15 protein-coding genes are annotated in these 12,993 nt (G+C 41.6%); 1 reads left to right on the top strand and 14 read right to left on the bottom strand.

The window, feature by feature from the left end; translation table 11 throughout:
- Nucleotides 1–253: 253 nt before the first annotated feature.
- Nucleotides 254–688 carry a YwpF family protein gene (locus A6K76_RS14825; protein WP_066466378.1) on the top strand — a complete coding sequence of 145 codons (435 nt, stop codon included), beginning with the start codon at nucleotides 254–256 and terminating at the stop codon, nucleotides 686–688.
- Nucleotides 689–739: 51 nt separating this feature from the next.
- Here the strand turns inward: A6K76_RS14825 and A6K76_RS14820 are convergent, their stop codons facing one another.
- The 14 genes from A6K76_RS14820 to atpF all read right to left on the bottom strand — a co-directional run bounded on the left by A6K76_RS14820 (nucleotide 740) and on the right by atpF (nucleotide 12,963).
- Entirely contained in the window at nucleotides 740–1,117 is a 378-nt protein-coding gene (locus tag A6K76_RS14820; protein WP_066466377.1) for a hypothetical protein, read from the bottom strand.
- A gap of 155 nt (nucleotides 1,118–1,272) precedes the next feature.
- Nucleotides 1,273–1,704, bottom strand: a complete 432-nt coding sequence (fabZ, locus tag A6K76_RS14815) for a 3-hydroxyacyl-ACP dehydratase FabZ (RefSeq protein WP_066466376.1) — start codon at nucleotides 1,702–1,704, stop codon at nucleotides 1,273–1,275.
- Between the two features lie 156 nt (nucleotides 1,705–1,860).
- On the bottom strand, nucleotides 1,861–2,136 hold the full coding sequence (locus A6K76_RS14810) for a DNA-directed RNA polymerase subunit beta (RefSeq protein WP_066466375.1): 276 nt from the start codon (nucleotides 2,134–2,136) through the stop codon (nucleotides 1,861–1,863).
- A gap of 20 nt (nucleotides 2,137–2,156) precedes the next feature.
- Entirely contained in the window at nucleotides 2,157–3,014 is an 858-nt protein-coding gene (locus A6K76_RS14805) for a flagellar hook-basal body protein (protein WP_066466374.1), read from the bottom strand.
- Between the two features lie 11 nt (nucleotides 3,015–3,025).
- Nucleotides 3,026–3,856, bottom strand: a complete 831-nt coding sequence (locus A6K76_RS14800) for a flagellar hook-basal body protein (protein WP_066466373.1) — start codon at nucleotides 3,854–3,856, stop codon at nucleotides 3,026–3,028.
- Nucleotides 3,857–3,963: 107 nt separating this feature from the next.
- Entirely contained in the window at nucleotides 3,964–4,959 is a 996-nt protein-coding gene (gene mreB, locus A6K76_RS14795) for a rod shape-determining protein (protein WP_066466372.1), read from the bottom strand.
- Nucleotides 4,960–5,144: 185 nt separating this feature from the next.
- On the bottom strand, nucleotides 5,145–6,443 hold the full coding sequence (gene murA / locus A6K76_RS14790) for a UDP-N-acetylglucosamine 1-carboxyvinyltransferase (RefSeq protein ID WP_066466371.1): 1,299 nt from the start codon (nucleotides 6,441–6,443) through the stop codon (nucleotides 5,145–5,147).
- Between the two features lie 740 nt (nucleotides 6,444–7,183).
- Entirely contained in the window at nucleotides 7,184–7,426 is a 243-nt protein-coding gene (locus tag A6K76_RS14785; RefSeq protein WP_066466370.1) for a DUF1146 family protein, read from the bottom strand.
- A 133-nt stretch (nucleotides 7,427–7,559) separates the two neighbouring features.
- On the bottom strand, nucleotides 7,560–7,967 hold the full coding sequence (locus tag A6K76_RS14780; RefSeq protein WP_066466369.1) for a F0F1 ATP synthase subunit epsilon: 408 nt from the start codon (nucleotides 7,965–7,967) through the stop codon (nucleotides 7,560–7,562).
- 23 nt (nucleotides 7,968–7,990) lie between these two features.
- Nucleotides 7,991–9,406, bottom strand: a complete 1,416-nt coding sequence (atpD, locus tag A6K76_RS14775; RefSeq protein WP_066466368.1) for a F0F1 ATP synthase subunit beta — start codon at nucleotides 9,404–9,406, stop codon at nucleotides 7,991–7,993.
- Nucleotides 9,407–9,464: 58 nt separating this feature from the next.
- Nucleotides 9,465–10,325 carry an ATP synthase F1 subunit gamma gene (gene atpG, locus A6K76_RS14770; RefSeq protein ID WP_066466367.1) on the bottom strand — a complete coding sequence of 287 codons (861 nt, stop codon included), beginning with the start codon at nucleotides 10,323–10,325 and terminating at the stop codon, nucleotides 9,465–9,467.
- Nucleotides 10,326–10,370: 45 nt separating this feature from the next.
- Complete coding sequence (gene atpA, locus A6K76_RS14765; RefSeq protein ID WP_066466366.1) at nucleotides 10,371–11,879, bottom strand: F0F1 ATP synthase subunit alpha; 1,509 nt, start codon at nucleotides 11,877–11,879, stop codon at nucleotides 10,371–10,373.
- 29 nt (nucleotides 11,880–11,908) lie between these two features.
- Nucleotides 11,909–12,445 carry a F0F1 ATP synthase subunit delta gene (locus A6K76_RS14760; protein WP_066466365.1) on the bottom strand — a complete coding sequence of 179 codons (537 nt, stop codon included), beginning with the start codon at nucleotides 12,443–12,445 and terminating at the stop codon, nucleotides 11,909–11,911.
- Entirely contained in the window at nucleotides 12,442–12,963 is a 522-nt protein-coding gene (gene atpF / locus A6K76_RS14755; protein WP_066466364.1) for a F0F1 ATP synthase subunit B, read from the bottom strand. The genes A6K76_RS14760 and atpF overlap by 4 nt, the downstream gene beginning before the upstream one ends.
- Nucleotides 12,964–12,993 lie beyond the last annotated feature (30 nt).

Genomic DNA, 12,993 nt, shown 5'->3' with positions numbered 1-12,993 from the left:
TCGAGCCTCGTTCACATTCTAAATTTCAATCACCTTGTATATAGCATACGCAAAGTAAGCCGTTTTCGTCAAAAGTGCCAAAACTTCAATTTGCGCATCGCATAGCTATTGAAATTAAATATTTGCGCACGTTTTCGCTAGCCAAATGTTCATTTTGCACATGTCGAAATTTTTTATCGACATATAACGCGTCACGTATTACGCCAAAAAATAAGACGTACCATGCTATACTAAAATGAAGGGGTGGTTGTTTGTGAAAACTTTTAAAATGATGTACTTCGAATTTGATTACGCAGGTGAAACGTTTCAAATTCCGCTTGAAGATGGTATTTTAATTAACCAAGAAAATAGCTACAACGTGTGGATCATCGAGGCGTTTATTAAAAAGCAATACAATACACATTTTGATGAGCTGCTACAATCAAAAGAAATTTTTGGCGCACGAGCAGTCATTTCATTTCCTGACAATGACCCAGCGCATTTTTCGCTCGCGGTGTATGCCGTAGAAGAAATTAAAGAACAATACGTGTCGGTGCTGTTTAAAGGAACGATTGCCGTACAGCGCCAGCATTACGCTGAGCAACTGCTTACCCAATTGCTTGAAGACGGGCTAAGTGGCGAGGAGCTCCAGCATCAATTTAAGCTCGGGCTACACTATCGCCCACCGCTTCGACCAGTGAAAAAATAAAATAAAAAGGTGTGCGAACGTCATCATTCGACGTTTCGCACACCTTTTTTCTTACATATTTTTTAACGTTTGCTCAACGAATGCCGCTTCTGCTTTACAATCGAACGTAAAGTTTGTGCCGTGCTGCTTTTGTAGCGCGTCAATCGCTTCTACTTGCTCTGCTGTTGGCGCTTCGTTTAACATTTTCGCTAAGCCTTCGTTAATTTTGTTTGCTAGCACTGTATGAAACTCTTCGCTTGCACGTACATCTTCTGATACTTTATCGTACCAAGCTGCATGCTCTTGGAAATAGCTTTGCCAATACGCCACTAAATCCTCCATCGAAAAACGTTCCTCTTTCCATTCAATTGATGCAAAATACAGCTCAATCGACGTATTAATCGAACGTGTAATGCTGCTTTTGATACCTGAAGATAACTCTTTATACATGTACTTAATTCCTCCCACAATTGTAGGCAACGCGCGCATTGCCATTTCTTCTATAATGTAGCTCATTGTTTGAACGTAATGTTTGAAAAATGCGCTAACGAAAACGTTAACCTATTTATTTTATATTGTTTATAGAGGAATTGCAAACCGAGCTATTACGCGTTCACTGGCCCGAGCGCGAATAAAATTTCACATTCGCATACAAGCTCGCCATCAACTGTCGCAACGCCTTTTCCTTTACCCATTTGCCCGCGTAGCTTAATGAACTCTACTTGCAAGTCAAGACGGTCACCTGGCACGACTTGACGTTTGAAGCGGCAATTATCGATGCCTGTTAAAAACGCAAGACGCCCTTTGTTTGCCTCCTGTGCAAGTAGCGCCACACCCCCAACTTGTGCTAACGCTTCGACGATTAGTACGCCTGGCATTACAGGGTAGCCTGGGAAATGCCCGTTGAAAAACTCCTCGTTGGCCGATACGTTTTTGTAGCCAACTGCGCGCTTTTCCTCCACCTCTAAAATGCGATCCACCAATAAAAATGGATAACGGTGCGGTAAAATTTCTTGAATTTGCTGTGCGTTTAACATCAATAAAATCCCCTTTGTGTATGTATTTTAGCTTTGTTTCAAAATTGGCAGTTCCCGTATTGCGGCTCGGCTCAAGCCTCCGTGAAAAGCGTCCGCCGAAATGAAAGAACTGTCAAGAGCCTGTATTTTAGCTAGAAAAAGAAGGTAAAGAATATATTATTCTTTACCATTAATAATATCAAATATGTGCGTCCATGTTTCAGTTTTAAAAACATCCGCTGCGTCGCCACCACCGAGCACACTATAACCAACTGATAAGCCCGCAAAAATAACAATTACTAATACAACAATAAATGTAACAACACGTAGCCATAACGGAAACGCACGTAGCTTTTTATTAAGCTTACTTTCCTTTACTGTTGGCTGTGCTTCGGTTTTTTCGTCCGTCTCTTTCGCTAACGAGATCGTCGCTTCTGCTTTGTCATTGCTCATAGGTTTTCTCCTTTTACTGATTAAGAACGAGCACTGTTAATTAAGCCTAACATTTGATCAGCAATCGTAACAGCACGTGAATTGAATTGATATGCACGCTGCGTCGCAATTAAATCTGTCATCTCTTTACCTACATCAACATTTGATGCTTCAAGCGCATTGTTTTGTAATGCAATGGCGCCTCGTGCTTGTCCTTGTAAGTCTATAAGTACATCCTCTTCATTATAGCCTAATTCCTCAAAGTTCGCAGGTAAGTCAAAGTAAGTTCCTGAAATATGCTCTAAAAGTTGCGGCTTAAAGACGTTTGTCACACCCATCTCTATTTCAATCGTCTCAAAAGTTCCGTCTGGCTGCGTAGGATACTGTACAGTTAATACACCACCGTCTAACATGCGATAGCTTTCTGCCCCTTCAGGTAATAAAATTGGCTCGCCGTCCGCATTCGCTACTGGGTAACCGTCCGCATTTACAAGTGCGACCTGCTCATTTTCTGCTTGAGAGAAGTAAAAATCGCCTTGACGCGTATATGCTGTGTTATATTCGCCGTCCGCATTATCCATTAAAATGTTGAAATATTGGTTTTCTGCCGTGAACGCAAAGTCGAGTGGGCGATCTGTATGCTGTAGCACCCCTTGCTTCGTCGTTAACTGTAGCTGTGCAATACCCGCACCGACACCGTAGCGAATGCCAACTGGTGTTTCACGCTCTGTACGGTCTAATACATCGTTGTTGAACTGCTGGTACATAAGCTCCTCAAACGTCGTCACCTGCGACTTGTAGCCGTGTGTGCTTGAGTTTGCGATATTGTTGCTTGTTACGTCCATTTTTCGCTGTAAGTTTGTTAGCGTATTAGTCGCTGTAATCATTGTACGAATCATTTACTTCACCCTTACACCCTTCCAATTTCTGAAACCGCTTTTTGCATGCTCGTATCATACGCAGTTAACACTTTTTGGTTCGCTTCAAATGCGCGGTATGCTGTCATTAAATCGGTCATCGTTTTCGCTGCGTCAACGTTCGACTGCTCTAAAAAGCTTTGCTGCATTGAATATGTATTCGGATCAGCTGCTTGTAAATTTTCACCGTTCGCTGTGTAATACACACCATTTTGCTGCTTTAATAGCTGTGCGTCTGGATTTTCCGCTACCGATACACCGATTTGCGCTACGAGTACGTCATTTTCAAACACTTGCCCACGATCGTTTACGCGGAAGTTTTGCGTTTGTACTTGAATTGGCTCATTGTCTGCGCTTAACACATATTTACCGTCTGCCGCTGTTAAAAAGCCTGCCCCATCTAACGTAAAGTTACCGTTACGCGTGTACACTTGCGCTTCACTATTTTCCTCTTGTAAAAGATAGAAAACAGCCGCCTGTATACCTTCTTCATTCACTGGTAACGTGCCATTAATTAACGCAATGTCCGTCGTTAAATCCGTTTGAATTAATTGACCTTGCATTTGGTTCGCTGAAATTTCTTGCATATATAAACCAGCGTTAACAGCTCCTAATGTATCTGCCGTTTGCACTGCTAAACCGTCCTCTGTTGGTACTTTTTCTTTATCAATTGCTGACATCAACATATCTGGGAATGAACGAATTGTTGACTGGTCAGATTTAAAACCTGGTGTTTCAGCATTCGCCATATTGTTCGTTAATAGCTCCGTACGTCGCTGCTGTGCAATCATACCGGATGCTGCTGTATAGAAACCTTTAAACATTATAAATCACCTCGTCGATTAGTGGATTACCGATAGTACAACCCTTAAAATATATCGGATATTGCCCATTTTTCTCCATAGGTCTTATTGACTGATACGACATGCTGCTAGCGACGTCGCTTAATTGAATCGATATTATCAAGTAAAATGCCCGTCCCAATTGCTACGCAGTCAAGTGGATTTTCAGCGACGAACACCGGCACGCGAAGCTCCTCTGTTAACAACCCTTCTAAGCCGTGTAACAATGCACCACCACCTGTTAACATAATGCCACGATCAATAATGTCTCCGGCTAATTCTGGTGGCGTTTTCTCAAGCACATTTTTCGCACTTTGCACAATCGTCATAATCGATTCATGCAGCGACTCCTGCACTTCCTGTGACGTAATTTGTACAGTACGTGGTAAACCAGTTACGTTATCTCGCCCTCGAATGTCCATTACTTCATCGCGGCTATGTGGATACACTGTACCGATCGTAATTTTAATATCCTCTGCTGTACGCTCACCAATAAGCAGCTTATATTCTTTTTTCACATATTGCAAAATGCTCATATCAAACATGTCGCCTGCCACTTTGATCGACTCGCTCGTTACGACGTCACCCATCGATAATACAGCAACATCTGTCGTACCGCCGCCAATATCGATGACCATGTTGCCACTTGGCTCAAAAATATTCATGCCTGCGCCGATTGCAGCAACTTTTGGCTCTTCCTCTAAGTAAACGATGCGCCCACCTGCTTTTTCAGCCGCCTCACGAATGGCTTTTTGCTCAACGTCTGTAATATTTGTCGGACAACAAATTAAAATACGTGGTCGTGAAAACATCGTACGCACCTTTAATTTATCAATGAAATATGTCAGCATCGCCTCTGTAATATCAAAATCTGCAATTACGCCATCCTTCATCGGGCGCACAGCAACAATATTTCCCGGTGTGCGACCGACCATTAAACGCGCCTCTTCTCCAACAGCTAACACTTTGCGCGTTTTTTTATCCAATGCAACGACGGACGGCTCATTTAAAACAACACCTTCTCCTTTCAAGTGAATTAATACATTTGCCGTTCCTAAGTCAATGCCTATATCCTTTGATAACATCGATTACTCGTTCCTCCTACTATTTTTAGCTCTTTACAATCCGTCACTCTTCACAATTGAGCAAGTTATTCCTTTTATGTGCATTTCATTTTATCATACAGCTTTCATTGAATACATCCTTTTCACTAGCTCGACCCATTGAAAAAAGACAATGGTTCATCTCCCATTGTCTTCAATCAACAGTATTAGTTCGTCACCATCGTATCTTCTAATGATGGTGCGACTGTTACACGCTCAATATTTGCTCCTAATGATGCGAGCTTCCCGTGAAAATTCACGTAGCCACGATCTAAATGATATAGCTTCGATACGCGCGTAATGCCTTTTGCGACAAGCCCTGTTAAAATAAGCGCAGCCGCCGCACGTAAATCCGTCGACTCCACTTCCGCACCTTGCAATTGTGTCGGCCCTTCAATAAATACAGAGCGCCCTTCAATTTGCGTCTGTGCATTCATGCGACGAAATTCTTCCACGTGCATAAAGCGATTTTCAAACACCGTCTCGGTAATGATGCTCGTACCTTCTGCTGTTAACATAAGCGCCATCATTTGCGACTGCATATCTGTTGGGAAACCTGGATGTGGCATCGTTTTTAAATCAACGGCTTTTAATGGCTTCGTCGCACGCACACGTAATCCAGCTGGCTCTTCATCAATTTCGACGCCCATATCACGCATTTTTGAAATTAATGCGGTCATATGCTCCGAGATAGCGTTTTCAATTACGATATCGCCACCAGTAATGGCCGCTGCAACCATAAATGTGCCTGCCTCAATACGATCTGGAATGACGTGATGTGTCGTACCAACAAGCTTTTCAACACCTTCAATACGAATAGTCGCTGTACCTGCACCCGTTACACGTCCACCCATCGCATTAATGAAGTTCGCTAAATCTTCAATTTCTGGCTCTTTCGCTGCGTTTTCAATAATCGTCACACCTTTTGCAAGGGACGCTGCAGCCATAATATTTTCCGTTGCACCTACTGAAGGGAAGTCTAAATATACTTCAGCGCCGTGTAATCCGCCTTCTGCTACTGCTTCTACATAGCCATGTCCAAATGAAATATTTGCCCCCATCGCCTCGAAGCCTTTTAAATGTAGCTCGATCGGACGTGACCCGATTGCACAGCCTCCTGGTAACGCAACACGGGCAAAGCCATTTCGTGCAAGCAATGAACCCATCACTAAAATGGATGCACGCATTTTACTTACAAACTCAAACTGTGCCTCACCTGATAATGGCTTTTGTGAATCCACAATCACTTCATCTTGCTCAGCGTAATATGTAACATCTGCGTTTAAGCTTCGCAACACTTCATTAATCATATTCACATCCGCTAAAGCCGGAACATCTTTAATTACATTTTTACCTTCTGATGCTAAAATCGTCGCTGCTAAAATCGGTAGCACCGCATTTTTAGCACCTTCCACTCTAACTGTTCCGCTTAACTTATTGCCGCCAGTTACAATAATTTTATCCACAATTCGTCCCTCCGAACTTGATTATCCCAAGCAAATATATATATTACATAGTTGTATAATGTCATAAATAGTAAACAAACACCTTTTATGATACATGTATTTTTACCGCACTTCAAGCACAAAATCGCGATTTCCCCTATAATGCAATCATTGTGCTTGCACTGCCACATCTCACTGTCGTTTACTAATTAGTTCATTATAAAAAGCTTATCATCGTTATCATTGCCGATGAAGCGCCTAATTACCTTTTTACCCATATTTCTATAAAGTAAAAGTATTTTCACAAAACTTGTCCATATGTTTCATTGCTACATGATAAAAATTTACTACTTCTCCAACGTATTCATTCACTAAGAAATGGACATTGAACTAATTACAGCTCGCGGTATTTGACCGCAAATAAAAAACGTCCGCCGAAACAAAAGAACGAACACACTGTTAAATTCAATGTATATAGAAGGTGATTGGAAATTTATATTGAGCACTATACTCAAAACAAAAAGGTAGACTTCAATCGGAAAAGCGTGAAAGTGAGCCTACCTCAATGTGAAGAGCCGACTAACAAAACATTAAAATACATTCACTGTCTATATATGGCTCTTCACCATAACTTGGGGTTGCTTTTCACGTCGAGGCAGGCTTTCCGCGGGCGCGGCTCAAGCAACTTTTATACGTCAACCCCAGCTTACGGTGATGAACCCTATATATAAATGAATTGGCTAATCTACACAATTGTTATATTACTGAAAAATATACGGCAGCTGTTGTGAATAATTTGATAAGCTCAAAATAAAATCCGCAACGGTCGAGCCGATTGCGATGCTAAGTAAAATATAGACGAGCTGGATTTGAAATACCTTTCCCTTTTTGAATAGCTGCTCCATTCGAAATGCTTGCAGTGCATAAAACGTTACACCGATAAAAAACATATACGCTACGACGGCCACTGCTGCCTGTGCGCCGAGCTGTGAATATACTTCCACTCAAAAAAACTCCTTTACATGTCTATTATTCTTATTATAGAGGACACTGCTATAAAATACTATGCAATTAACTATTCGTTTCGTACGCACAAAAAAAGACGAGTAGATTTCTCTACTCGTCCTTCCAATCTAATTAGATGTTACCCTCTTGAACTTTGATACGATTCATCGCACGCGCTAAAGCAGCTTCAGCACGTTTAACGTCGATTTCACTTTGTTTTTGTTGAAGGCGCGCTTCTGCACGTTTTTGTGCTTCTTTCGCACGAGCAACATCAATATTTTCAGCAAGCTCTGCAGCTGTTGCTAAAATAGAGATTTTGTCCGGGCGCACTTCTACAAATCCACCGCTCACTGTAACTACATCCGATTTACCGTCTGCTTTGTTCAGTTTAACAGCACTGATTGCAAGTGGTGCAACCATAGGCACGTGACCAGCTAAAACACCGATATCACCTGCTACTGTTTTAGCGATGACCATTGTTACTTCGCCATCGTATACTGGGCCGTCGGGAGTGACAATATTGACTGTTACTGTCTTCATATTTTTTCCTCCTCGTCAGCTAATTAAACTTGAGCACCCATGTCTTTCGCTTTTTGTACTACTTCATCAATAGAACCTACTAAGCGGAATGCATCTTCTGGTAAGTGATCCCATTTGCCATCAAGAATTTCCTTGAATGAACGAACAGTTTCTTTTACAGGTACATAAGAACCTTTTTGACCAGTAAATTGCTCAGCTACGTGGAAGTTTTGAGATAAGAAGAACTGGATGCGACGAGCGCGTTCTACAGTTTGTTTATCTTCATCAGATAACTCGTCCATACCTAAGATGGCGATGATATCTTGTAACTCACGGTAACGTTGCATTGTACGTTGAACTTTAGTCGCTACTGCATAGTGCTCTTCGCCAACGATCTCTGGAGATAATGCACGAGAAGTAGAAGCTAACGGGTCAACGGCTGGGTAAATACCCATTTCTGATAATTTACGCTCTAAGTTAGTTGTTGCATCTAAGTGAGCGAAAGTTGTTGCTGGAGCTGGGTCAGTATAGTCATCGGCTGGTACGTAGATCGCTTGGATCGAAGTTACAGAACCAGTCGTTGTAGACGTGATACGCTCTTGTAATTTACCCATTTCAGTAGCAAGTGTTGGTTGGTAACCTACAGCAGAAGGCATACGACCTAATAATGCAGAAACCTCAGAACCTGCTTGTGTGAAACGGAAAATGTTGTCGATGAATAAAAGTACGTCTTGACCTTGTTCATCACGGAAGTATTCTGCCATTGTTAAACCAGATAATGCTACGCGCATACGTGCACCAGGTGGCTCATTCATTTGACCGAATACCATCGCAGTTTGTTTAATTACGCCAGAATCGCTCATTTCGTGGAATAAGTCGTTACCTTCACGAGTACGCTCACCTACACCAGCGAATACAGAAATACCTGAGTGCTCTTGTGCGATGTTGTTAATTAATTCTTGGATTAATACCGTTTTACCTACGCCGGCACCACCGAATAAACCGATTTTACCACCTTTAATGTAAGGTGCTAATAAGTCTACTACTTTGATACCTGTTTCAAGAATTTCTACTTTAGTAGATAATTGCTCGAATTTTGGTGCTTCACGGTGAATTGAGTCACGACGAATATCAGCTGGAACGTCTGCTCCTAAGTCGATTGGCTCCCCTAATACGTTGAATACGCGACCTAGAGTAGCTTCACCAACTGGTACTGAAATCGGTGCTCCTGAATCTGTTACTTCTGCTCCACGTTGTAAGCCATCAGTAGATGACATTGCAATTGTGCGGACAACATCGTCGCCTAAGTGAAGTGCTACTTCTAAAGTTAATACTGTAGCTGCTTCGTTAGGACGAGCGATTGTAACAGTTAATGAGTTATAGATTGCTGGTAATTGGCCATTAGAGAACTTTACGTCTACTACTGGACCCATTACTTGAAGAACGTGTCCTTTGTTCATTCCTGTGTACCCTCCTATCGTACTTATATGACGACATTGGAAAGCGGCAAGCCTTAGACTATTCTAAGGCTGCTGCTCCACCAACGATTTCTGTAATTTCTTGTGTAATCGCCGCTTGACGTGCACGGTTATATTGCAGAGATAGATCCGCGATAATGTCTTTCGCGTTATCTGTTGCATTTTTCATTGCAGTCATACGAGCTGAATGTTCACTTGCTTTTCCGTCTAAGATTGCACCATAAATTAAGCTCTCTGCATATTGTGGAAGCAATACTTCTAAGATTGCTTCTGCAGATGGTTCAAATTCATAGCTAGCAGTTGCACCACTAGCTGGAGCGATATCTGTTAACGGAAGAAGTTTTTGCTTCGTTACTTCTTGCGAGATCGCAGATACGAAGTGAGTGTAGTACAGATGAAGTTCATCAAATGTACCGTCAGCGAACATACCAACAGCTTTACGAGCGATTTCTTTAATATCGGCAAAAGAAGGTTGATCTGATAGACCGACTACTTCAGCGATAACATTATGATCACGTTTCACGAAGTAATCACGAACTTTACGACCTACTGCTAAAATAACGTACTCATCTTTTGAACGGTGACGCTCATCGATATCACGTTGAGCTTGACGTAAAATGCTTGAGTTGTAACCACCTGCTAATCCACGGTCAGAACCGATGACTAAGTAAGCAGTTTTCTTAACAGGGCGTGCAGTTAACATAGGGTGAGACACGTCGTTCGTACCACCCGCGATTGCAGCAACAACATCTTGTACTTTCTGCATGTACGGAACATAAGCTTTCGCATTTTGCTCTGCACGACGGAATTTAGAAGATGAAACCATTTGCATCGCTTTTGTTGTTTTTTGCGTGCTCTTCGTAGAATTAATACGACCTTTAATTTCGCGTAAGTTTACCACTGGTATTTCACCACCTTATTGTTTTATGTCCAAAACCGAATCTAATTAGTTAGATTTAACGAAAGTCTTTTTGAAGCCGTTAATTGCTTCAGCCATATCAGCATCTGACGGAAGGTCTTTCGTGTTACGGATGTGATCTAAAACAGTTGAGTGGTTTGTTTCTAACCAGCTTAACCATTCTTGTTCGAAGCGTACGATGTCTTGTACTGGAATATCGTCTAAGAATCCACGAGTTAATGCATATAAAGACATAACTTGTTTTTCAACTTTAAGTAGTTTGTTTAAGTCTTGTTTTAAGATCTCAACAGTACGTTTACCACGCTCTAATTTAGATAAAGTAATTTTATCTAAGTCAGAACCGAATTGAGCGAATGACTCTAATTCACGGAACGCTGCTAAGTCAAGACGTAATGTACCAGCTACTTTTTTCATCGCTTTAATTTGAGCCGCACCACCTACGCGTGATACAGATAAACCTGCGTTGATCGCTGGACGTACACCAGAGTTGAATAAGTCAGATTGTAAGAAGATTTGTCCATCAGTGATTGAGATTACGTTCGTTGAAATGTAGTCAGAGATATCTCCAGCTTTTGTTTCTACGAATGGTAATGCAGTGATAGAACCGTTTTGGTACGTTTCGTTTAACTTCGCTGCACGCTCTAATAAACGTGAGTGTAAGTAGAACACGTCACCTGGGTATGCTTCACGACCTGGAGGACGTTTTAATAATAATGATAACTCACGGTAAGCAGAAGCTTGTTTTGATAAGTCATCGTATACTACTAATACATGTTTACCTTGTAACATGAACTCTTCAGCCATAGATACACCAGCAAATGGCGCTAAGTATAATAATGGAGCTGGTTGAGATGCAGATGCAGTTACAACGATAGAGTAATCTAATGCACCGTGTTTACGTAATGTTTCTACTACGCCACGTACAGTTGATTCTTTTTGACCGATAGCAACGTAGATACAAATCATGTTTTCGCCTTTTTGGTTAAGGATTGTATCGATTGCTACTGATGTTTTACCTACTTGACGGTCACCGATGATTAACTCACGTTGACCACGTCCGATTGGAACTAAAGCGTCGATCGCTTTAATACCAGTTTGTAATGGTTCATGTACTGATTTACGAGCCATTACGCCGAACGCTGGGCTCTCGATTGGACGAGATGTAGTTGCGTTGATTGGACCTAATCCATCAACTGGCATACCTAGAGGGTTTACTACGCGACCGATTAGTGCGTCTCCTGTTGGTACTTCCATAATACGACCTGTGCGACTAACTTTATCGCCTTCTTTAATGCCAAGGTACTCACCTAGAATAACGATACCTACGTTACCAGCTTCTAAGTTTTGAGCCATACCCATAACACCGTTTTCGAACTGTAAAAGTTCTCCAGCCATAGCGTTGTCGAGGCCATGAGCAAGCGCGATACCGTCACCAACACGGATAACCGTACCAGTTTCGCTTACTTCTAGTTCAGATTCGTAGTTAGCAATCTGTTGTTTAATCAGAGTACTGATTTCTTCAGCTTTGATGCCCATGAATGTCACCTCTCAAGTTCTTAATTATATTATCGAGTTAATGCTTTTTGTAAGCGTGCAAGTTTACCTTTTACGCTGCTATCAAAAATGTCATTTCCGATTTGAACACGAATACCACCGATTAGTGATTCGTCAATTACATTGTCAATTGCTAATGAGTTTTTGTTCACTCGTTTTGCGAATGCAGCTGAAATTTCAGTGCGTTCTTCTTCCGATAAAGGACGAGTAGAAAATACCGTTGCACGTGCAAACCCTTGTGAGTCAGCAGATAAACGATCGAATTCTTCCACTACATTAACTACTTCGTTAAAACGCTTACGTTCAACTAAAAGCTGAAGTACGTTAATAACAACCGGCTGTGCGCCAGCAAAAATTTCACCGATGAATTGCTTTTTGCGTTCAACAGATACTTTTGGAGCACTTAAAAGTGTTAGTAACTCTGGCGTATCTGCTAAGACTTTTGAAAGCTCAGCTAAATCTTGTCCAACTTCAGTAAGAAGCTTTGATTCATTAGCTGCTTCAAATAATGCTTGGGCATAGCGTTTCGCTACAGTCGATTGACTCATTTGATTTCGCCTGCCTTCGCAATCGTTTCTTTAATTAATGCACTGTTGTCAGCTTCTGAAATTTCTTTTCCAAGAACTTTAGATGCAGCAAGTACTGATAATGAAACGACTTCTTCACGAATAGCTTCAACTGCTTTTTCACGCTCTGCAACGATATCACGCTGTGCAGACTCTTTAAGACGAGCCGCTTCAGCAGTTGCTGCTGAGATGATTTCTTCACGTTGAGCAGTCGCTTGTTTTTTAGCGCTTTCTAAAATCTCAGCCATGTTAGCTTGAGTTTCTTTTACTAACTTTTCGTTTTGAGCTAATAAGTTAGCAGATTCTTTACGGTTCTTTTCTGCTTCTTCAATTTCGCTCGCAACTAACTCTTCACGTTGCTGCATGATACCCATTAAAGGACCCCAAGCGAATTTTTTTAGAAGAGCCATTAAAAGTAAGAACGTTACTAGTGTTACAACAATATCACCTAAGTTCATGCCTGTTGCACCAGCACCTAATACAAGGTTATCTAAAAACACGATTGTTTCACTCCCTTCAAGAGCTTGTAA

Source organism: Caryophanon latum (assembly GCF_001700325.1).
Taxonomy (GTDB): Bacteria; Bacillota; Bacilli; order Bacillales_A; family Planococcaceae; genus Caryophanon; species Caryophanon latum.
This window is presented reverse-complemented; position numbering and strand designations above follow the sequence as displayed.